The organism is Muricoccus pecuniae, from assembly GCF_014199205.1.
In the GTDB taxonomy this organism is placed as follows: domain Bacteria; phylum Pseudomonadota; class Alphaproteobacteria; order Acetobacterales; family Acetobacteraceae; genus Roseomonas; species Roseomonas pecuniae.
The window spans coordinates 49408-69065 of the sequence record NZ_JACIJD010000015.1 but is presented as its reverse complement, the minus strand read 5'-3'; the positions used below and the strand labels follow the sequence as shown (position 1 = coordinate 69065).

The following is a 19658-nucleotide window of genomic DNA, read 5'->3' as shown; positions in this document are numbered from 1 at the left end:
CATGCGCGCCCTCCTGCTCCTCCTCGCCCTGCTGGCATCCCTGCCCGCGGCGCCCGCCCTCGCCCAGGCGCCCGCCCAAGCGCCCGCCCAGGCGGCGCAGCCCTCCCTCCCCGCGACGGGCGAGGCGGACCGGCTGCTCGGCCTTCTGCGGGACGATGCCCGGCGGGCCGAGCTGATCCGCAACCTCGAAGCCCTCTCCGCGGCCTCGCGCGCCACGGCTCCCGGTGCGGCTCCCGGTGCGACCCCAGGGGCCCCGGCCAGCCCGGGAGCGACGGCTGGCACCGCTCCCGCAGCCACCCCGGGAGCCATCGCTCCCGCCGCGCCGGCCACGGGCGCGGCACCCGCGGCCCCTGCGGCCGAGGAGGGGCTCCTCGCCCCCAACACCCTCGGCGCCCAGCTCCTCACCGGCGCCTCCCAACGCCTCGCCGCCCTGTCGGACCAGATCGTGACGGGGCTGAACGCCGTCACGGACCTGCCCAACATCCTCTCCTGGGCCTCGGGCGTCGCGCGGGACCCCGTGACCCAGGTGCGGGTGCTCGACGCCTCCTGGAAGCTCGCCCTCCTCTTCGGCTTCGGGCTGCTGGCCGAATGGGCCGTCTGGCGCCTGCTCGCCCGCTGGCGGGACAAGCTGGACGCCCATGCGCCGGAGCGCGCCAATCTCTGGACCTGGTTCCGCCGCATCCCCTTCGTCCTCGCGCGGCTGGGGCTGGACCTGCTGCCGGTCGGGGCCTTCGCCGTCATCTCCTACGGCCTCATCCGCGCCGTGCAGCCCCTGCCGACGACGGAGCTGGTGCTGCTGCTGGCCAACAACGCCTACATCGCCATCCGCGCGGTGATGGTGACCAGCCGCATGCTCTTCTCCCCCAACTCCGCCCATCTCCGCCTCGTGCCCATCCAGGACGAGACGGCGGCCTACATCACGGTCTGGCTGCGCCGGATTGTGGCCGTGCTGGTGGTGGGCTGGGCGGTGGCGGAGGCGGGGCTGCTCTTCGGCGTGCCCTGGGCGGTCTATGACGCCATCTCGCGCCTCTCTCTGCTGATCGTCTCGCTCTTCCTCATCATCGTGGTGATGCAGAACCGCCACGCCGTGGCGGAGGTGCTGCGCGCGCCGGAGCTGAAGCCGGGGGACCACCCGGACCGCACGCGCCGCACCTTCCGCGCGCTGCGGGACCGGCTGGCCGAGATCTGGCACGTGCTGGCCATCCTCTACCTCCTCGCCCTCTGGGGGGTCTGGGCGCTGCAGGTGCGGGACGGGTTCGAGCGGCTGCTGCGCGCCAGCGCCCTCACCCTCGCCGTGCTCGGCGTGGCGAAGCTGGTGGACTACGCCCTGCGCCGCCTGCTCGAGCGCGGCTTCCGCATCACCCCCGACCTCGCCCGCCGCTATCCCGGGCTGGAGGGGCGGGCGAACCGCTACCTTCCCGTGCTGAAGGGGATCATCTCCGGCATCGTCACGGTCGTCGCCTTCCTGTTCCTGCTGGAGACCTGGGGCATCAAGGCCTTCGCCTGGTTCAGCCGCGGCCAGCTCGGCGCGCGGCTGGTGGGCAGCACCGTCTCCGTCGGGCTCACGGTGCTCGCGGCGGTGACGGTGTGGGAGGTGGCGAACGCCGCCATCCAGCGCCGCCTGACGAAGCTCTCGCGCGATACCCAGGCCGCGCGCTCGGCCCGCATCCGCACGCTGCTGCCGATGCTGCGGACCGCGCTGCTGATCGTCATCCTCATCTTCGTGGCGCTGAACGTGCTGAGCGAGATCGGGGTGAACGTCGCGCCGCTGATCGCGGGTGCCGGTGTCGTCGGCGTGGCGATCGGCTTCGGCTCCCAGACGCTGGTCAAGGACGTGATCACCGGCATGTTCCTCCTGCTGGAGGACGCGGTGGCGGTGGGGGACACGGTGACCATCGCGAGCATGACGGGGGTGGTGGAGCAGCTCTCCATCCGCTCCATCCGGCTGCGCGCGCTGGACGGCTCCGTCCACATCATCCCCTTCAGCACCGTCACCTCCGTGACGAACATGACGCGCGACTTCGCCTTCGCCGTGGTGGACATCTCCCTCCCCTATGGCGAGGACACGGACCGCGTGGCGCGCGTGCTGAAGGAGATCTCCTCCGAGATGCGGGCCGAGCCCCGCTGGGCCTCCGCCACCCGCGACGAGATCGACGTGATGGGCGTGGACAAGCTGCTGGAGACGGGCGTGGTCGTGCGGGCGCGGATGAAGACCGACCCCTCCCAGCGCCACCCCGTCGCGCGGGAGCTGAACCGCCGCATCCAGGCGCGCTTCGAGGCCGAGGGGATCAGGATCAACTCCCCCTGGCGCAAGACCTCGGAAGAGGAAGAAGCCGAAGCGGCCGCGCGCGCCGCCGAGGCCGAGGCGGCCTGATCCCGCCGCCCTCCTCTGCGCCGCCCTCCCCTGCACTGGGCGCATGGCTGCCGCCGCAAGAGGGGCTTGCGCGCGGTGGCGGCGGCCCTAGTCTGATCGTCATGACTCTCTTCCAAGCCACGCGCGGGCGCCGAATGCGCCGAATTACTCGCCCGGTCGCCTGACCGGCGCGCGGGTCCCCGGGACGCTTCCGGGACCTGCGTCGCGCGGGCGGGCGGCCGGGCACGCCGCCCCGCCCACCCTTGGAAGAGAAATCACCCGATGTTCGATGCCGTTCCCGGCGCCCCCCTGGCCGCGCCTGCTCCTGTCCTCGCGCTGGAGGAAGACGAGCGCCTCCTCTGCGTGCGCTACCTCCTGCGCGCCGAGCCCTCGCCCGGGCTGCTGCCGCGCCTTCTCCAGCCGCTCGCCAAGCGTGACCTCGTGCCCGACCGCTTCCGCGCGGGGCTCGAGGGGGAGGCGATGCGGGTAGAGATCGCGGTGACGCTGCCCGAGGGCATGGTGCATCTCGTCGCCGGCAATCTCCGCTCCGTCGTCGGCGTCGGGCGGCTTGAGGTGGAGCACGGGCGGGTGGCGGGCTGAGGCCCCTCAGCGGTTATCCATACAATTCCGGCGGATTGACCGCATACAATCCGCTTGAGAACCGAGGTGTCGGGCCGCCATATCCGGGGCCGGGGCGAGATGCCCCAGAGGACCGGATGGCGTTGATGAACCAGGACATGCCGCGGCTCGCCGAGGGCCGCTCCTCCTTCTCGCTCGGTATGCGCGGGCTCTGCCCCCATTGCGGGCAAGGCCACCTCTTCGCCGGCTTCCTCCAGCTGCGGACGCGCTGCGAGGCCTGCGGGCTGGACTTCGGCTACGCCGATCCGGCGGACGGGCCGGCCTTCTTCGTGATGTCCACGGTGGCGGTGCCGGTGACGATCTTCGCGGGCTGGCTGGAGCTTCGTTACGAGCCGGCCTTCTGGGTGCACCTGCTGACCACCCTACCGCTGCTCATCCTGGGCTCGCTGGCACTGCTGCGGCCTTTCAAGGGCTGGCTCGTCTGCTCGCAGTTCATCCACAAGGCGGAGGAGGGGCGGCCCGTGCTGCGGGCCCGGCCTTGACCCGGACAATTCCCGGCTAATGTATGGACGGCTGCCGGAGCACCCGTCCATGCCGCCCGATGCCGTTGCCCTGACGATCCGCCGCCACATGGAGGGACATCGTGGCCCGCTCTATCTCGGCATCCTCGCCGCGATCCGGGCGGCGATCGAGAGCGGCGATCTCCAGGACGGGGATCGCCTTCCCCCGCAGCGTCACCTGGCGGCGGTGCTGAAGCTCGATCTCACCACCGTCACCCGCGCCTTCAACGAGGCGCGGCACCAGGGGCTGATCGAGGCCGTGGTCGGGCGCGGCAGCTTCGTGCGGGGCGGGGCCTCGGCCCGGCTCTGGCGCGAGGGCGGCCGGGCCCTGATCGACATGACGATGAACCTGCCGCCGCTGTTGGAGAACCCGTCCCTGAAGGGGCTGATGCAGGAGGGGATGGCCTCCCTGCTGCGGCGGCAGGAGGTCCATGGGCTGATGTCCTACCGCAGCACTGCCGGCACGCCGGAGGAGCGGGCGGCGGGGCTGGCATGGCTCCGGCCGCTGCTGGGACGGCGAGGGCCAGGGGAGGTGCTGGTGGCGCCGGGGGCGCAGGCGGCGCTGCTCGCCGTGCTGTCCAGCCTGGCACGGCCGGGAGATGTGATCCTGGCGGAGCGCTGCACCTATCCCGGACTGCGGGCGCTGGCCACGCAGCTCGGGCTCGTGCTGGCGGGCGTGGACATGGATGGTGAGGGGATGCTGCCGGAGGCGCTGGACCGTGCCTGCCGCGAGCACGCGCCGCGGCTGATCTGCTGCACGCCCACGATCCAGAACCCGACCACGGCCACGATGCCCCTCGCGCGGCGGGAGGCCTTGCTGGCGATGGCTCGCCGGCACGAGGTGATGGTGGTGGAGGATGATCCTTACGGGCTGCTGCCCGATCAGCCGCTGCCCGCTCTGGCCCGGCTGGATCCGCGGCGGGTGTTCCACATCGCGACGGTCTCGAAGGTGCTCTCGCCGGGGCTGCGCACGGCCTTCCTGATCGCGCCGGACGAGGCGCAGGCGGAGGGGATGACCGCCGCGCTGCGGGCGACGGCGATGATGGCGCCGGGGCTGCTGACAGGGCTGGTGCATCACTGGATCGCGGGCGGGCAGGCGCAGGACCTGCTGCGCGGCGTCCGGCGGGAGATGACGGGGCGGCAGGCGATCGCGCGCACCGTGCTGGGCGAGATGGCGGAGGCGCACCCGCAAGGGCTTCATCTCTGGCTCCGCCTGCCCGCACACTGGCCGAGCACCGCTTTCGTCGCGCACATGCGGGAACAAGGGCTGGCGATCGTGCCGAGCGAGGCCTTTACCGTAGAGGGGGAGGCGCCCTTGCGCGCCCGGCTCGCGCTCGGGCCCGCGACGGATCGCGGGATGCTCAGGAGTTCGCTGGAGATGGTGGCGGGCGCTCTTCGGCAGGATGCGAGAGCTTATGCGACGGTCGTCTGACACCCTCCGCAGCGGGAGAGAGCCAGCCCCCAAAAATGCTCGGCAGCGCCTACGATGTCGCGCCGCAGCATTGGAGAAGGCGGTTCGACAACACATCTGTCCCTGCGGGACGCCTGGGGAGGTCCCTGATTGATGATCGAAGCCCTGTTGCCCAGCGCGCTCGACCTCGCGCGCTTCCAGTTCGCCTTCGTGGTGGTCTGGCACTTCCTGTTTCCCGCCTTCACCATCGGCCTGGCCAGCTACCTCGCGGTGCTGGAGGGGCTGTGGCTGTGGACGGGGAAGGCCGTCTACATCGACACCTTCCGCTACTGGCTGAAGGTCTTCGCTGTCGCCTTCGCCATGGGCGTCGTCTCCGGCCTCGTCATGTCCTACCAGTTCGGCACGAACTGGTCCGTGCTGTCGGACAAGGCCGGGCCGGTGATCGGGCCACTGATGGGCTACGAGGTGCTGACCGCCTTCTTCCTGGAGGCGGGCTTCCTCGGCGTCATGCTCTTCGGGCTGGACCGGGTGGGCAAGGGGCTGCACATGCTGGCCACCTCGCTCGTCGCGGCCGGCACCTTCTTCTCGGCCTTCTGGATCCTCTCGGTCAATTCGTGGATGCACACGCCGCAGGGCCACGTCGTGACGCCCGACGGGCGCTTCCTGCCGGATGACTGGTGGGCGATCATCTTCAACCCCTCCTTCCCCTACCGCCTCGCCCACACCGTGACGGGAGCCTATCTCACCACCGCGCTGATCGTCGGCGCCGTCGGTGCCTGGCACCTCCTACGCGAGCGCCGCGGCGCGCCCGCGGTGCGCGACGCGGGGATGGACACGGGAACCGGCGGGGCCGCCGCCGCCCAGCCCTTCGCGCCGGGCTCGCTGGTGGATGGCGGCGCGACGCCGGACCATCCGGCCCCCGGCAGCGCGGGCGCCGATCGCGGCGAGGAGGCGAGCGAGCGCGGCCCCAATCCGCGCGCGAAGCTCATGTTCTCCATGGCGATGTGGATGCTGCTCTTCGTCGCGCCGCTCCAGGCGGTGCTGGGCGACCTGCACGGCACCAACACCTACGAGCACCAGCCCGCCAAGGTCGCGGCCATGGAGGGGCATTTCGAGACGGAGCGCGGCGCGCCCTCCATCATCTTCGGCATCCCCGATCCTGAGCAGGAGCGCACGCGGATGGCGCTGGAGATTCCCAACCTCGCCAGCCTCTATCTGACCCACGACTGGAACGGTGAGGTGCGCGGGCTGAAGGACATCCCGCGGGAGTACTGGCCGACCAACATCCCCCTCGTCTTCTTCGCCTTCCGCGTGATGGTGGGGCTGGGACTGCTGATGATCGGCCTCGGCCTGGCGGGCGGCATCATGCGCCTGCGCGGGCGGCTCTACAGCGCGCCCTGGCTGCTGCGCGCGGCCGTGGCCATGGGGCCGGCCGGGCTGGTCGCGGTGACGGCGGGCTGGATCGTGACGGAGGCCGGGCGCCAGCCCTTCACCGTCTACGGGGTGCTGCGCACGGCGGACAGCGTCTCGCCCATCGCGCTGCCCGCGGTGGCGACCTCGCTGGCGGCCTTCGTGGTGGTCTACTTCCTCGTCTTCGGGGCGGGCATCTGGTTCCTGTTCAAGCTCTTCTCCCAGACGCCGCGCCCGCATGAGGGCGCGCCGCCGCAGGGCCAGCCGATCCGCAGCGCGGGCATCACACCGGCGCCCTCCATCTCGGCGGGTGCCGCGAGGCCCGGGCCGGGCACCTCCGGCGCCGCGCCGCAGCCGGCGGAGTAGGGGCGATGGAGACCGCGATGGACCTCACGGGCTGGGCCTTCTGGCTGCCGCTGATCTGGGCCGTGCTGATCGCGCTGGCCGTGTTCTTCTACGTCTGCATGGACGGGTTCGACCTCGGCATCGGCATCCTCTTCCCCTTCATGCGCGAGAAGGCGGAGCGGGACGTGGCGGTGAACTCCGTCGCCCCCGTCTGGGACGGCAACGAGACCTGGCTGGTGCTCGGCGGCGGCGGGCTGCTGGCGGTGTTCCCGCTGGCCTATGCCGTCGTGCTGCCCGCCCTCTATATGCCGCTCATCATCATGCTGCTCGGCCTCATCTTCCGCGGCGTTGCCTTCGAGATGCGCTTCCGGGCGGAGAACGAGACGCAGCAGCTCTGGTGGGACCGCGCCTTCTCCTGGGGCTCGATGGTCGCGGCCTTCACCCAGGGCATCGCGCTCGGCGCCTTTGTGCAGGGCATCGAGGTCCGGGGCCGCGCCTATGCTGGGGGGTGGTGGGACTGGCTGACGCCCTTCTCCGTGCTGACGGGCGTGGCGCTGGTGGTCGGCTACGGGATGCTCGGCGCCTGCTGGCTGCTGTGGAAGACCGAAGGGCCGCTGCACCGCCGCGCCGTGCGCCTCGCCTGGCCCTTCGCGCTCGGCACGGTGGCGGCGATCGCGCTCGTCTCGGCCATCATGCCCTTCCTCCAGCCGTCCTTCGCCGAGCGCTGGCTCACCTTCCCCCACCTGCTCTACGCCCTGCCCGTGCCGGTGCTGGTGGCCTTCCTCGTCTGGCGCTTCTTCCACGCGCTGTCGCGCGACACCGGGCAGGGCGGGATGGCGGATGCCTGGCCCTTCATCATCGCGCTCGGCCTCTTCGCGCTCTCCTATGCCGGGCTCGGCGTCTCCATGTGGCCGATGATCGTGCCGAGCGCCTTCACCATCTGGCAGGCCGCCGCGCCGCCCTCCTCCCAGGCCTTCCTGCTGGTGGGCGCGGCCGTCCTCATCCCGATCATCCTCGCCTATACCGGCTACGTGTACTGGCTGTTCCGCGGCAAGGTGACGAGCGAGAGCGGTTACCACTGATGTGGGGCCGCCGCCTGCTCTGGTTCGTCGGGCTCTGGGCGGCGAGCATCCTCGTGCTCGGCACCATCGCCATGATCCTGCGCTCGGTGCTGAAGGCGGTCTAGCCCGGACCGCCTCGGCGTCGTGACCGTTCCGGGGGAGGCGCGGCACGCCCGGTTCTACGGCCCGGCTGGCCCCGTGCTGCGGTCTCCGCCCCCCTCCCCATGGACGCCCGCCCGCCGCGGGCCACATCATCCCCCGCGATGCCCCCCTCCCGCCGCGCCCTGCTGGCCCTGCCCCTCGCGGCCTGCACCCCCCAGGTCATCCCCGCCGGACCGCGCCTGGGCGAGCCCGCCCTGGCCGATGACGCGCTGACCATGGAGGACGGCGCGAGGCTTCCCCTCAGGCGCTGGCTGCCGCCCGGGGCGCCGAGGGCGGTTCTCCTCTGCCTCCACGGCTTCAACGACAGCCGCAACTTCATGGTCGAGCCCGCCGAGGCGCTGAACGCCGCGGGGGTGGCCGTCTACGCCTATGACCAGCGCGGCTTCGGCGGTGCCCCGAACCGGGGCGTCTGGCCCGGCGCGGCGACGCTCGCCGCCGATGCCGGGGCCGCCGCCCGGCTGGTCGGGGCGCGGCATCCCGGCGTGCCGCTCTTCGCCCTCGGCGAGAGCATGGGGAGCGCCGTGCTCCTCCTCGCGGCCACGGGGCCGGAGCCGCCGCCCGTGGCCGGGCTCGTCCTCCTCGCCCCCGCGGTCTGGGGGCGGGTGACGATGCCGCGCCTCGTCTCCGGCCTGCTGGACACGCTCGCCCAGATCGTCCCGCGCGTGGCCGTGGCCTCGGGCGTGCCGGGCATCACCCCGACCGACAACCTCCGCGCCCTCACCCGCATGGCGCGCGACCCCCTGACCATCCGCGAGACGCGGGTGGACACGACCAAGGGCTTGGTGGACCTGATGGACGAGGCGCTGCTCGCCGCGCCGCGCCTGGGGCCGGGCGACCCGCCCGTGCTGCTCGTCTACGGCGCGCGGGACCAGCTCGTCCCGCCCGTGGCCACCCGCGCGCTGCTCGACCGCATCCCGCCCGAGGCGCCGGCGCGCGTGGCCTATTACAGCGGCATCCACCACATGCCGCTGCGCGACCTCCAGGCCCCGACGGTGATCGCGGACCTGCTCGCCTGGATGGAGCGGCCAGAGGCGCCCCTGCCTTCCGGGGCCGACGCGACGGGCCTCGCCTGGAGGGCGGCGCCGCTACCGGTGTGGTGAGGCCTCAGCGGATGGCGGCTGCGAAGTCCGGCCGGTCGAGCATCCCGTCGATCGCCTCGGACATGGCGCGCAGCGCCGTCCGCCGCAGCTCTTCCACATCGCCGAAGATGCCCGTGGCCAGGGTCAGCCCGCCCTCGACAACGTGCGAGCGCCCCTGGCTGGTCCAGACCACCCGGCCGGAGGGCTGTTGCACGAGGCTGGCCCGGAACTCCGCCGTGGCCTCCCGGCGCATGTACTGGGTCGCGTCGAACTCCGCGATGGTGACGCGAAGCTCATAGCCGCCCCCCGAGGCCGCGAGCAGGCCCCGGGCGCCGAGCGCGTCCCGGAAAGCCTGCGCCACCACGTCGCGCACCGGCGTGGGAGCCTCCAGTCGCTTGATCGGGTTGCCGTAGCCGCCGCGGATGGTCCCGATCCAGTTCGCGTCCTCGCGCCCGCCGCGCCGGTCGTCCACCACCGCGCCGACCGCCACCACCGGCCGGGCATTGGCGACGGGACGAGGCGGGTTGGCCGGGCTGTAGGGCATGGCGAGCTGCGAGCTGCCGCAGGCCGCGAGCAGCATCGGAAGCAGAAAGGCGGCGGCGAGCCGCAGGCCGCGGAAGCGCATGTTCGGAATCCCCCTCATCACCGCGCATTGAGGAATGGATCGGAAACCGGATCAAGTCTTCCCGGCCGGCCTTTCCGCGAGGTGCCGCACGAAGCCCGCCCCGATCGAGACCAGCCGCTCCACCAGCTCCCGCCCCGTCTCTGCGCTGCACAGGCGGGGATCGCCGGACTGCAATCCCTCGGGCGAGGGGCCGTCATACTCGGCGGGGACGTTGATCTCCGCCCCGTCGAAGGAGACGGCGCCCCAGCCGATGAAGGGCAGGCCGAGGCAGGTGCCCGGCGGCGCGCGCTCCGCGGGAACGAGGTCCATCCGCATCCGCTCGGGCGTGAGGTGCAGGGCGATGCTGCCCAGCGGGTCCGCCCCGTGCCCGGCCGAGCGACGCGCCCGCTCCGCCCCCACCACGTCCGGCAGCAGCGCCCCCGCCACCTTCCAGAGATAGAAGCAGGGGATCACCCCGCGCCCGGCCCGCATGAACCCCTGCGTCACGTCGTGAATGACGGGGGCGTTCCCGCCATGGCCGTTCAGCACCACGATCCGGTCGAGCCCGTGGCGCAGCAGGGCCTCAATCATCTCCTCCAGCACGAGGGCGAAGGTGCGGGCGGAAAGCGCGATGCCGCCCGGCATCGGCCCGAAAAAATCCGCCTTGCCGAAGGGGAGCACCGGCGCCACCACCGTCTCCACCCCCGCCTCCGTCGCCGCGCGGGCGATGCGCTCGGCCACCAGCTCCGCCAGGAGGTAGTCGCCCATCGGGGCGTGCGGCCCCTGGTCCTCGTGGCTGCCCAGCGGCAGCAGCACCACGGGCCGGCGGGCATAGAGCGCCCGCGCCTCGCCGCCCGTGATCTCGCCCATCCGAAGCTTCATCGCGCCCCTCCCTGCCGACCTCTCTCTCGCCCCCGGGGCAACCCCGCTCAACCCCGAACGTTTAGGGAACACACTCACAGGGGACGTCATCATGGCCAAGCAGCCCGAGCACCACGACCACCACAACCCGAAGTCCGACCCGGACCCGGATTCCAACGCCGTCAAGGACCCCGATGACTGGACCACGGGCGGCGAGCCCATGACCGGTGCCCAGGCCTCCTACCTCAAGACCCTCTCCGAGCAGGCGCATGAAGAGTTCGACGAGACGCTGAACAAGGCCGACGCCTCCAAGCGCATCGACGAGCTGCAGGAGAAGACCGGCCGCGGGAAGTAGCCCTTTCCGAGGAACGCTCGGGGTCAGTCCTAAAGCACTGCGCCCCGATTCCTGCCCTTGCCTGGATCGGTAGGCACGCCGGACCAGGTCATCGTCGTCCAAACGGAGGAGGACGCGGCCGCTGGCCAAGCCACGGCCTTTATCCGTCGAAGGTCAGGTGCGGGACGCGGCAATGCAGGCTTCCTGCAGGCCCGTAATGCCACTTGCGGCGCATCTCACCGCCAACAACTGCGCCTCCAGCTTGCGGCCCATGTGGTTCAGCACGCGGATGCGCTGGACCATCAACTCAGGCTCATCGAAGCGTTCCTGCGCCACTTCGAGGAGCCGCAGCGCCTCGGCCGGCCGGTTATCCTGCCCCGTCCGGATGATCGCCACCTTGTACATCGGCAGGGTAGCTCGCGGATGCTCGAGTGGCGCGGGGGCGTTCTGCAGCATCATGCGCGCCAGCATCGTGATGGCGCTGCCGTTCACCGGGCCGCGCGGGTCAACCTGCGTGAGGCTGCGCAAGGCGTCGCGCGGCCGATCCCCGGACAGCTCGGCCAGCGCTCGGTTGGCGGCTGCAGAGTCGGACATAACTCCGCGGACCGCTCGATCACCCGCAATCCGACGAAAGCCTTCTCTGTTGAAGCCGACAGCCTCGTCTCCCCATTCGCGCTCGATATACGCATTGGCCTGGGCCTTGCGGTCAGCAGCGCCCGGATGGGTTTCGCGAAGCTGGTTCAGACCCCGCACCAGCAGTTCGCCAGGCTGAATCCGCACACTGTTCGCTGTTGTTACAACGAGTTTCGGCTCGGGGCCGGCACGGCGTGCCTGCTCCGCCTCCAGCGCCTCCATCACGGAGATGACCTGCGGGACCGCCTGGAGCGAGTAGCCGGCACGCGCCATCAGGTCGCAGCCCAGCGCATCGGCCTGCAACTCCTGCGCCCGGTTCCAGCCGGGAAAGAGCGTAGCGTCCAGCGTCTCCAGGCCGAGCTGGTTGCCGATGAGCACCTTCTGCGCGATCTTGGCTACATCCGCTCCGCCGCCAGTCGCGCGCCCGGCAACATTCGCCGCGACGAAGAGCAGGCCGGAGAGCTGGTGCATTGCCTGCTGGGTGCTGGCCCTCTCCCGGGCGTGGCCGAGTAGCAGATGCGCGACCTCGTGCGCGATGACGAAGGCCAGCGCGTCCTCGGTTTGCAGATCCGGCTGCTGCATGAGGTAATCGAAGGTGCCCGTGGTGATCATGATCGCGCCATCGCGCGAGGCCTCCGCCGTGAAGGTGGCCTTCGGCACGATCCAGACCGAAACCTCCGGCCGCGCGCTGGGCCAGGCTGCGAGAAGCCGGTCGAGGATGCGCCGGCAATGCGCGGCCAGCGCGTTGTCCTCCAGCACGCCGTGCTCGAACCGCAGGAAGTCGCGTATCGACAGGTCAGCCGGCGCGGGCGCGGGGGCCGCGGAACCTGACGCAGCCACGTCGACCATCCGACCTTTCGATGGCACCCCCATTCCCACCAGCCCGCTGGAGCAGCCCCCGAGCAGAAGGCCCAGCCCAAGCCCCGCGACGCCGCGCCGGCCGATCATCGGCCCGGTCACCGGCAGTTGCCGAAGCCGTTGGTGGTGCCGCGGCCGTCCCGCCCCTGCGTGCCCATCGCGAGGCATCCACCCGGCGGCGGCGGCAGCGCGCCCTGGATAGCAACGGCAGAGCGGCGCAGATAGGTCACGCCGGAAGCCGTCTCCACGCCGATATGGCCGTACTCGTTGTCGGGCGAGACCACGCGATGGCCAATGACATCGGCGGCCGGGCGGCTTCCTGCGGGCTTGCCGTTCCCGTCGAAGACGCGAATCTCGGCCGCGTTGTTCGTCGTGCCTGTGACGGTCTGCGCCGCCGAACCGGCGGGCAGGCCGGCGAGCAGGACAGCGAAGGCGAATGTCGCCGCAAGTAGATCCCTCATATGCGCGACTCCTGAGTCGGGGTGGAGGAAGGGGCTGCGTGGCCCGGACTGCCTGCTTCCTCATGCGAGGCGTGGGAAGCGTGATTCACCTCCGCCATCAATGAGAAGTACAGGATCACGAAGGCCGCCCAGTCCGTGCCAGCGAGATGGAGGGCCAACTCGTTCAGCACGAGCAGCAACCCGCCGAGGGCAGGGATGGCGGTGACCTGGCGTAGCCATCCCTCGCCCCGCGGCAGCGCGAAAGCCTGATCCGGCCCTTCCGGCGCTTGCCAAGTCCAGAGGAACAGCCTCAGAAAAATTGCGAGCAGCGCATAGCCTGTGAGAAGGACGGGCCATCCCGTCGTCTGTCCCCGCTGGAAGAAGTCGATGGCCATCAGCGCGCCCACGCCGCCCAGCACGAGCATGGTCAGGCGGGAGGAGGTGGCGCAGCCCGGCAGCCTCAGTTCCTGCACCGACCGGCCGCGTCGCCAGAGGAACCACCAGGCGGCAAGGACGGTCGCGGTCCAGACGAGCCCTTCGGTCATCTCGGCCGCGTGCACACCGATCCCTGGCGCGAGGTGCCGCTCGGGCGCGAGGCTCGTGTACGAGCGGCCGGCGGCCAGCAGGTTCTCGAACACCTGCGCGTGCATCTGCACACCCGGCACACTGCCGAGCAACGCCGCGTCGACACGGTCATTGCTGTCCAGCGTGCCGAAGCCGAAGAACACCACGCGGTCGCGCAGCAACGACCACTGCGGCAAGCCCGTCCCGTCCTCTCGCGCCCTATTCCACTGATTCACATCAAGGGTCAGGTTGGGACGGCAACGGGACTCGATATCATTGCGCGTGAGGCTCACCATGGAGCGCAACAGCGACTTGGCGGCAAGCGTCATACGCTCGAACCATTCGGGGTTGTCGCGCGTGCGGCAGCCGCTATTCAGCGCGCTCTGCCACGGGTCGGGATAGGCGTTCCAACGGATTTCGAGTGGGTTGGCGAAATCGGCATCGCGCGGTGCGCTCGCGCAATGCTCGGGCAGTCGCCCCTCGGCACAGAGACGGGCATAGAGGTCATAAGCTCCGACACGCTGCCGCGCCGTCCCATCATGATGCGGCCCGGCGTGGTGAGGCGCCGTGGCTTCCGCCGGGTGCAGGATTGCATCGCCACCCGCATCATGCGCAGCGTCATGCCCGGCGCCGTGCTCTTCCAGGATTAGCGGGTAGGCGCGCTCTCGCTGGCGGGGCCAGGCAGTGAGGGTGCCGAACGGACGCAGTTCCTCGGGCAGCGGAGCCCAGCCCGGGCCTCCGGCGGAGAAAAGAATCGGAATGCCACGGATTCGCGCCTCATCCAGCACCTCGCGCAGCGCCGGAACGCCCTCGCCAGCATGGCGCTGCTGGTAGCGCACGTCCACGAAAAGGGCGCGCGGCCCTTCCTCCAGGATCTTCATCAGCCACTGCGCGTGCGTCTCGAGCGGAATCGGCCAGACCGCGGCACGGCCCTCGGTGCTCGCCCCTCCGTCACCGATCTCGACCACCGCGATGCGGTCCCCGGCCCGCGGACTGGACATGCCGTGCACGGGCCCGGCAAGAGCGTTGAACAGGGCGGCCGAGGCGCGTCTTGCCGCAACGCCGAGGCCGAGGGGATCGAGGAATTCGAGCGCGACCCAGAGGACGATCAGCATGATTGCCCTCCCTCCCGGCCGATGAAGGAAGGAGGGCCGCGCCCGGGCCACGAGATTGTTTTGAAATGCGGACATTCTGCTCCGGCGCTAGAGCTTCGGCATCGAGCGGTCAATGTGACGCGAAGCGCTGAAAGAGCCCTTAAGATGTTTCGTTGCGTTATCTTACCTAACTCTCGGCCGCTCCCGTCCGCCTTGCCCAGGATGCGCGGGCCGGCGCGGGGCCGGGCGGTCCCACGGCGCGGCAATCTGCTCTAGGCTCCAGCCATGCCTCTCCTCCAGCGCCGCTTCCTCGTCCTCCTCGCCCTCGGCTTCTCCGCCGGGGTGCCGCTGCCGCTGGTGGCGGGCCAGGTGCTACGGCAGTGGTTCACGGAATCCGGGCTGTCGCTGACCGATATCGGCCTCACCGCCCTCATCGGCCTCGCCTACTCGCTGAAGTTCCTCTGGTCCCCGGCGCTGGACACGGTGGCGCCGCCCTTCCTCTCCCGCCTCGGGCAGCGGCGCGGCTGGCTGCTGCTGATCCAGCCCTTCCTCGCCCTGGCCATCCTCGCCACCGGCTTCAGCGACCCCTCCACCGGGCCGCTCGGCACGGCGGCGCTGGCGGCCCTCGTCGCCTTCCTGTCGGCCAGCCAGGACATCGTGGTGGACGCCCACCGCATCGAGATCCTGCACGAGCGGGAGCAGGGCTACGGCCTCGCCTGCTATGTCTGGGGCTACCGGCTGGCGCTGCTGGCCAGCGGGGCCGGGACGCTCCTGCTGGTGGGGCCGCTCGGCTGGGGCGGGGCCTATGCCTGCGCGGCGGCGCTGATGCTGGTGGGCGTCGCGGCCACGATCGCCTCGCGCGAGGCGCCCCGCCCGGCCGTGCCGCCCGCGCCCTGGGGCGCCCGGCTGCACGCCTCGGTCGTGCAGCCCTTCGCCGATTTCATGCGGCGCCCGCTCTGGCTGGCGATCCTCGTCTTCGTCGCCCTCTTCAAGCTGGGCGAGGCGCTGGCGGGGGTGATGACCACGCCCTTCTACCGCTCCCTCGGCTTCACGCGGGAGGATGTGGCGGCGGTGGGCACGGTATTCGGCCTCTTCGCTACCCTCGGCGGCGCGCTGGCGGGGGGCTATGTGGTGGCCCGGCTCGGCACGGCGCGGGCGCTGATCGTCACGGGGCTCGGGCAGATGCTGTCGAACCTGATGTACGTCGCCCTCGCCCATGCGGGGCAGGACTACCCGATGCTCTGGCTCCAGGTGGGGATCGAGAACTTCACCGACGGATTGGCCGACGCCGCCTTCGTCACCTACCTCTCCGGCCTCACCAGCCGCGCCTTCACGGCCACGCAGTACGCGCTGCTCTCCTCGCTCGCCGCCGTGCCGCTGCGCACCCTCGGCGCCTCCTCCGGCGCGATGGCGGAGGCGCTGGGCTGGCCGGGCTTCTTCCTGATGACCACGGCGGCGGCGCTGCCGGCCATGGCGGTGATGCTCTTCCTCCTCTGGCGCCTGCCGCCCGCAGAACCGGCCGCCGCGGCGGAGCCCGCCGCGTGAGGGGGGAGCACCGCGCCCCGGCGCCGCTGCGCGCCCTCGCCCGCCTCGCCGCCCGGCGGCCGCACTGGCTCGGCCCGCGCGACCTCGCCCGGATCGCGGCCTTCCTCCTGCCCGTCGCGGCCGTGCTCGCCTTCGCCGGGCTGGCGGGGGAGGTGCTGGAGGGGGAGACGCTCGGCTTCGACCGCGCGATCCTCCTCGCCCTGCGGAACCCCGCGGACCCTGCCGACCCCATCGGTCCCCGCTGGCTGGAGGAGGTGGCGCGGGACATCACGGGGCTCGGCAGCCACGTCATCCTCGGCGGGCTCACCCTGGGGGTGGCGGGGTACCTCGCCCTCGTCCGCAAGCGGGCGGCGGCGCTGCTGGTGCTCGGCTCCATCGGCGGGGGGATGGCGATCAGCGCCCTGGTGAAGACGGTGATCGGGCGCCCGCGCCCCGACCTCGTCCCCCACGCGGTCGAGGTCTACACGGCGAGCTTCCCGAGCGGCCACGCGATGCTCTCGGCCGTGACCTACCTCACCCTCGGCGCCATCATCGCCCAGGTGGAGGCGGGGTGGCGGACGCGGAGCTACGTCCTTTTCCTGGCGGTGGCGATCACCCTGCTGGTCGGGGCCAGCCGCGTCTATCTCGGCGTCCACTGGCCGACGGACGTGCTGGCGGGCTGGTGCCTCGGCGCGGCCTGGGCGCTGCTCTGCTGGCTGCTGGCCCTCACCCTCCAGCACCGCGGGAAAGTCGAAACGCCCGACACCTCCGGGGACGAGACGGAGCGGGGCTGAGGCCCGGCCGCCGGAAGGGGGCGGCCGGGCGCCTGCCGCGGGCTCAACCGCTCTGGCTCGAAAGAAGGAAGTTCCCCCGGGCGACCGGGTCGGCCCCGGCCGTTGCCAGCGACGTTCCCCTCCAGGCCGGGAAGGCGGTGGCGGTGCTCACATACTGGTCGTCGCCGCCGAGGAGGCGGTGATGGGGCCGGGCGCCCTCCGCGCGGGCGGGGCGGGGCGGGAAGGGCTCCACCCAGGCCGGCCAGGCGGTGGCGGTGGCGATGTAGTCTCCCTCGGCCAGCGCCGGCGCGGCGGTGCCGAGAAGGGCCGCGAGGGCGGCCGCGGGGATGAGCTTGCGCATGGGACCTCCTCTCCGCGATCCCCGCCTGGGGCGGGGACCACGTTGTTGTTTCGCAACGATAAGGGCTGTGCCGGGCCGGGCGATGGGGCCCGGCCTGCCGGTCGCACCCCCTCCGGCGCCCCTCTCCCGGCCGGCACGCGGCACGCGGATCGGGGCGCCGGAGGCGGGCGGGAGAGGGCTCCCGCCCGGTGGCGCCGGCGAGGGCATCGCCGGGCCACGACCGATTCCTAGGCTCTGGCGGAAGGAGCGGCTGTGCGCTGGGTCACCACGCGCAACGGCGGGCGAAAGATCGTGGCGGCGGGACCAGGCCACGCCCCACGCGGGAGCGCGGCGGCGAGCGGGGTCAGAGGCGGGCCAGCAATTCCGCCTTCTTCGCGGTGAATTCCTCCTCCGTCAGGATGCCGCGGGCCCGCAGATCGGCCAGCCGCTCGATCGTGCCGAGGGGATCCCCGCCCGCCCCGGCGAGGGGCGCGGGCGTGACGGATACCGGGGGGGGTGCGGGGACGGCGGGCCCCTGCCCGGCCACGGGATGCGGGGGCACGGAGGCCCGAGGCGCGACCGACTGCCCGGCCGCCGGCGGCCCGGCGGGAGGGGCCTGCGGCTCGGCGCCACCCGGCGCGTCCACCGCCCGCAGGTCATCCAGGGTGATGCTGCCGGATTCCGTGGAGAAGCTCAGCCCCGCCACGGCCCCCTGCTGCTGGGAGACGCCGCCGATGCTGTGGCCCCCGGTATCGTAGAGCCGGACCCGCCCTTCCCGCTCCACCGCCAGCCGGCGGGAGGCGGGGAACCAGGCGTAGCGCAGCCCATTCTGCGCGCCGCTCGCGGCCGGGCTGCCCAGCTCCGACGGCCACCAGGAACCGGCGGCATGGCCCCAGGCTCCGCCCGGCGTCCCCTGGTACTGCGATTGGAAAGCGCCGCCGGCCGGGGCGGGCGCCAGCTCCCCCACCAGCCCGGACAGCTCGGTGCAGAGGGCGTCCACCCGCGCCTTGAGCCCCTGGTTGAACATGTCCCCCACCATCACCATCCCGCCGCGCGACCACTGGCCCATGCCGCCCAGCTCGGGATGGCTGAACTGCGCCATGCCCCCGCCCCCGGCGGCGAGGGCACGCAGCAGCGTCATGGCGGCCTCGGCGCTCACGCCGTGGCGGCGCGCGATCCTCTCCAGCTTCTCGCGCGTCTCAGGGCTCGGCTCCCGCATGGCGGCTCCTCCGCAACGGCGCCGACCGGCCGGCGCCCAGGGAGAGGAACACGTCGCTCCCCGTCCGGTTCCGGCGGGGCGGCCATGCGCGGCGGGAACGTGCCAAAGACCTGACCGCTGAAACCGACCGTCAGAAAGACGAGGTCGGCGCACTGTTTCGCTGCAGCCAATACTCAAGCAGGGACTGACACAACTCCTCAGTCTGCATCTCCGTCATCTGCGCCGTGCCACCACTGTCCGGGCTCGTGGCCGGGAAGAATTCCAATTTCTTATATTGGCGACCGAACCGACCAAGATAGGTTGCGGCAGGAGGGCGTGTCACGCCGCAAGGAAACAGTGGGTAGGGCCGGATAACGCCGGAGTCCAAATCTGCCTCGTAAGAGTTCAGCCGCAGGACGAAGAGCAGGTTGCGCGGCTTGATCTGGTAAACCTCAATGCTGCGATTGTCGGCACTCGTATCGGCAATCCACGAACTTCCGATTCGCCGGTTGTTGCGCTGTAGGACAATGCGGCGCTCATATGTGCCGAGTCCGAAGAGACCGCTGGGCAGAGTCTCGACTGTAACCGACACACCATCGAACAGGACGGGGGAGGATGCAGTCTCCTCCCTGATCATGTCTGTGGCCATGATGCTGCAGCCCGAGTGCAGGCCGACCAGAACCAGCAGCGAGTAGAACGACTTGCGCACTCGCCCCTCCCGGCGCTCACTACCTCCGCGGCGCTCTGGAGAGGAAGGGACCGTGCAGGTCGCCTCCCACCCTCCCCTGCGGTGCGCCTCCGGCGTCACCACCGCAGGTCAGGTCCGTCCTACGCTCACCCCCGCGCCAGCCGGCGGTCGAGGAAGTCGAGCCGGTCCTGGCCCCAGAAGATCTCCTCCCCCACCACGTAGCTCGGCGCGCCGAAGACGCCCCGCTTCAGCGCGGCCCGCGTGTCCTCCTCCCGCCTCTCCGCCCAGCGGGGCTCGGCGCCCAGCGCGGGCAGGTCGGCGGGGAGGCCCAGCTCCGCCACCAGCGCGGCCAGGGTGGCGGGGTCGCCCGTGTCGCGCTCCTCCTCCCACAGCGCCTTCAGCACGCGATGCGCGAGGGCGAGGGCCGGCGCCTCGCCCAGCGTCTCGCGCGCGGCGATCACGGTGTGGGCGGCAGGCTTCTCATTGGCCGGAAAGAAGCGGGGGCGGAGATGGATGGGTATGCCCAGATGCTCCCGCCACCGCTCCAGCTCCTGCATGCGGTAGGCCTGCCGCTGCGGCGAGCGCTTGGGCAGGGGCAGCCCGCCCGAGGCGGCGAAGACCGTGCCGAAATCGACGGGATGGACGCGCAGCGTCGCCCCGTGCCGCGCCGCCATCGCCTCCAGCCGCGCGGCGCCGAGATGCGTCCAGGGCGAGTTCAGCGAGACGTAGTAGTCGATACCAAGGCCCATGATATTCCTCCCCGCGCGTGATTCTCTCCGGGAGCCGC

General features: G+C 71.7%; 20 protein-coding genes. 11 read left to right on the top strand and 9 right to left on the bottom strand.

Annotated features, from left to right (window positions below):
* Window position 1 precedes the first annotated feature (1 nt).
* From FHS87_RS16095 to FHS87_RS16060, 8 genes are all read left to right on the top strand, one after another.
* A complete protein-coding gene (locus FHS87_RS16095) occupies window positions 2–2374 on the top strand; it encodes a mechanosensitive ion channel domain-containing protein (RefSeq protein ID WP_184520406.1) in 2373 nt (790 codons plus the stop codon).
* Between the two features lie 261 nt (window positions 2375–2635).
* Window positions 2636–2953, top strand: coding sequence for a hypothetical protein (locus tag FHS87_RS16090; RefSeq protein ID WP_246418456.1), 318 nt, complete (start codon window positions 2636–2638; stop codon window positions 2951–2953).
* 125 nt (window positions 2954–3078) lie between these two features.
* Complete coding sequence (locus tag FHS87_RS16085) at window positions 3079–3474, top strand: DUF983 domain-containing protein (RefSeq protein ID WP_246418455.1); 396 nt, start codon at window positions 3079–3081, stop codon at window positions 3472–3474.
* A gap of 49 nt (window positions 3475–3523) precedes the next feature.
* Complete coding sequence (locus FHS87_RS16080) at window positions 3524–4924, top strand: aminotransferase-like domain-containing protein (RefSeq protein ID WP_184520405.1); 1401 nt, start codon at window positions 3524–3526, stop codon at window positions 4922–4924.
* Between the two features lie 132 nt (window positions 4925–5056).
* Window positions 5057–6679: a cytochrome ubiquinol oxidase subunit I gene (locus FHS87_RS23840; RefSeq protein ID WP_184520404.1), complete on the top strand. Its 1623-nt coding sequence runs from the start codon at window positions 5057–5059 to the stop codon at window positions 6677–6679.
* 5 nt (window positions 6680–6684) lie between these two features.
* Window positions 6685–7740, top strand: coding sequence for a cytochrome d ubiquinol oxidase subunit II (gene cydB / locus FHS87_RS16070; RefSeq protein ID WP_246418454.1), 1056 nt, complete (start codon window positions 6685–6687; stop codon window positions 7738–7740).
* Complete coding sequence (locus tag FHS87_RS16065) at window positions 7740–7844, top strand: DUF2474 family protein (RefSeq protein ID WP_184520403.1); 105 nt, start codon at window positions 7740–7742, stop codon at window positions 7842–7844. Before cydB ends, FHS87_RS16065 begins: the two co-directional genes overlap by 1 nt.
* Window positions 7845–7982: 138 nt before the next feature.
* Window positions 7983–8981, top strand: coding sequence for an alpha/beta fold hydrolase (locus FHS87_RS16060; protein WP_184520402.1), 999 nt, complete (start codon window positions 7983–7985; stop codon window positions 8979–8981).
* Between the two features lie 4 nt (window positions 8982–8985).
* On the opposite strand, the gene FHS87_RS16055 is transcribed toward FHS87_RS16060, so the two are convergent.
* Entirely contained in the window at window positions 8986–9585 is a 600-nt protein-coding gene (locus FHS87_RS16055; RefSeq protein WP_184520401.1) for a YajG family lipoprotein, read from the bottom strand.
* 51 nt (window positions 9586–9636) lie between these two features.
* Window positions 9637–10446, bottom strand: a complete 810-nt coding sequence (locus FHS87_RS16050) for a creatininase family protein (protein WP_246418453.1) — start codon at window positions 10444–10446, stop codon at window positions 9637–9639.
* A gap of 91 nt (window positions 10447–10537) precedes the next feature.
* On the opposite strand from FHS87_RS16050, the gene FHS87_RS16045 reads away from it, so the two are divergent.
* The gene (locus tag FHS87_RS16045; RefSeq protein WP_184520400.1) at window positions 10538–10780 is read left to right on the top strand and encodes a DUF3072 domain-containing protein; all 243 of its coding nucleotides are present in this window, start codon (window positions 10538–10540) and stop codon (window positions 10778–10780) included.
* Window positions 10781–10933: 153 nt separating this feature from the next.
* Here the strand turns inward: FHS87_RS16045 and FHS87_RS16040 are convergent, their stop codons facing one another.
* The 3 genes from FHS87_RS16040 to FHS87_RS16030 are packed head-to-tail and all read right to left on the bottom strand — an operon-like array spanning window position 10934 to window position 14369.
* A complete protein-coding gene (locus FHS87_RS16040) occupies window positions 10934–12352 on the bottom strand; it encodes a M48 family metalloprotease (RefSeq protein WP_184520399.1) in 1419 nt (472 codons plus the stop codon).
* A complete protein-coding gene (locus FHS87_RS16035; RefSeq protein WP_184520398.1) occupies window positions 12349–12711 on the bottom strand; it encodes a hypothetical protein in 363 nt (120 codons plus the stop codon). Before FHS87_RS16035 ends, FHS87_RS16040 begins: the two co-directional genes overlap by 4 nt.
* Window positions 12708–14369, bottom strand: a complete 1662-nt coding sequence (locus tag FHS87_RS16030; RefSeq protein ID WP_184520397.1) for a CHASE2 domain-containing protein — start codon at window positions 14367–14369, stop codon at window positions 12708–12710. Before FHS87_RS16030 ends, FHS87_RS16035 begins: the two co-directional genes overlap by 4 nt.
* Window positions 14370–14633: 264 nt before the next feature.
* Between FHS87_RS16030 and FHS87_RS16025 the strand changes: the two genes are divergently transcribed.
* Together FHS87_RS16025 and FHS87_RS16020 are read left to right on the top strand one after the other, a co-directional pair.
* Window positions 14634–15893 (top strand): AmpG family muropeptide MFS transporter, encoded by a 1260-nt coding sequence (locus FHS87_RS16025; protein WP_184520396.1) that lies wholly within the window; start codon window positions 14634–14636, stop codon window positions 15891–15893.
* On the top strand, window positions 15890–16666 hold the full coding sequence (locus tag FHS87_RS16020; protein ID WP_312862022.1) for a phosphatase PAP2 family protein: 777 nt from the start codon (window positions 15890–15892) through the stop codon (window positions 16664–16666). The genes FHS87_RS16025 and FHS87_RS16020 overlap by 4 nt, the downstream gene beginning before the upstream one ends.
* A gap of 43 nt (window positions 16667–16709) precedes the next feature.
* On the opposite strand, the gene FHS87_RS16015 is transcribed toward FHS87_RS16020, so the two are convergent.
* The 4 genes from FHS87_RS16015 to FHS87_RS16000 form a co-directional block, all read right to left on the bottom strand.
* Window positions 16710–17006: a hypothetical protein gene (locus FHS87_RS16015; protein ID WP_184520395.1), complete on the bottom strand. Its 297-nt coding sequence runs from the start codon at window positions 17004–17006 to the stop codon at window positions 16710–16712.
* 343 nt (window positions 17007–17349) lie between these two features.
* Window positions 17350–18204: an SHOCT domain-containing protein gene (locus FHS87_RS16010; RefSeq protein WP_184520394.1), complete on the bottom strand. Its 855-nt coding sequence runs from the start codon at window positions 18202–18204 to the stop codon at window positions 17350–17352.
* A gap of 130 nt (window positions 18205–18334) precedes the next feature.
* Window positions 18335–18892 carry a hypothetical protein gene (locus tag FHS87_RS16005; protein ID WP_184520393.1) on the bottom strand — a complete coding sequence of 186 codons (558 nt, stop codon included), beginning with the start codon at window positions 18890–18892 and terminating at the stop codon, window positions 18335–18337.
* A 125-nt stretch (window positions 18893–19017) separates the two neighbouring features.
* Window positions 19018–19620, bottom strand: coding sequence for a 2-hydroxychromene-2-carboxylate isomerase (locus tag FHS87_RS16000; protein WP_184520392.1), 603 nt, complete (start codon window positions 19618–19620; stop codon window positions 19018–19020).
* Window positions 19621–19658 lie beyond the last annotated feature (38 nt).

Bases quoted from the DNA above. Each gene is read 5' to 3' on its own strand.
- FHS87_RS16045 (WP_184520400.1), top strand. From the start codon at position 10,538: ATGGCCAAGCAGCCCGAGCACCACGACCACCACAACCCGAAGTCCGAC.
- FHS87_RS16000 (WP_184520392.1), bottom strand. From the start codon at position 19,620: ATGGGCCTTGGTATCGACTACTACGTCTCGCTGAACTCGCCCTGGACG.
- FHS87_RS16035 (WP_184520398.1), bottom strand. From the start codon at position 12,711: ATGAGGGATCTACTTGCGGCGACATTCGCCTTCGCTGTCCTGCTCGCC.
- FHS87_RS16095 (WP_184520406.1), top strand. From the start codon at position 2: ATGCGCGCCCTCCTGCTCCTCCTCGCCCTGCTGGCATCCCTGCCCGCG.
- cydB (WP_246418454.1), top strand. From the start codon at position 6,685: ATGGAGACCGCGATGGACCTCACGGGCTGGGCCTTCTGGCTGCCGCTG.
- FHS87_RS16060 (WP_184520402.1), top strand. From the start codon at position 7,983: ATGCCCCCCTCCCGCCGCGCCCTGCTGGCCCTGCCCCTCGCGGCCTGC.
- FHS87_RS16085 (WP_246418455.1), top strand. From the start codon at position 3,079: ATGAACCAGGACATGCCGCGGCTCGCCGAGGGCCGCTCCTCCTTCTCG.
- FHS87_RS16050 (WP_246418453.1), bottom strand. From the start codon at position 10,446: ATGAAGCTTCGGATGGGCGAGATCACGGGCGGCGAGGCGCGGGCGCTC.
- FHS87_RS16055 (WP_184520401.1), bottom strand. From the start codon at position 9,585: ATGCGCTTCCGCGGCCTGCGGCTCGCCGCCGCCTTTCTGCTTCCGATG.
- FHS87_RS16010 (WP_184520394.1), bottom strand. From the start codon at position 18,204: ATGCGGGAGCCGAGCCCTGAGACGCGCGAGAAGCTGGAGAGGATCGCG.
- FHS87_RS16025 (WP_184520396.1), top strand. From the start codon at position 14,634: ATGCCTCTCCTCCAGCGCCGCTTCCTCGTCCTCCTCGCCCTCGGCTTC.
- FHS87_RS23840 (WP_184520404.1), top strand. From the start codon at position 5,057: ATGATCGAAGCCCTGTTGCCCAGCGCGCTCGACCTCGCGCGCTTCCAG.
- FHS87_RS16030 (WP_184520397.1), bottom strand. From the start codon at position 14,369: ATGCTGATCGTCCTCTGGGTCGCGCTCGAATTCCTCGATCCCCTCGGC.
- FHS87_RS16015 (WP_184520395.1), bottom strand. From the start codon at position 17,006: ATGCGCAAGCTCATCCCCGCGGCCGCCCTCGCGGCCCTTCTCGGCACC.
- FHS87_RS16080 (WP_184520405.1), top strand. From the start codon at position 3,524: ATGCCGCCCGATGCCGTTGCCCTGACGATCCGCCGCCACATGGAGGGA.
- FHS87_RS16090 (WP_246418456.1), top strand. From the start codon at position 2,636: ATGTTCGATGCCGTTCCCGGCGCCCCCCTGGCCGCGCCTGCTCCTGTC.
- FHS87_RS16065 (WP_184520403.1), top strand. From the start codon at position 7,740: ATGTGGGGCCGCCGCCTGCTCTGGTTCGTCGGGCTCTGGGCGGCGAGC.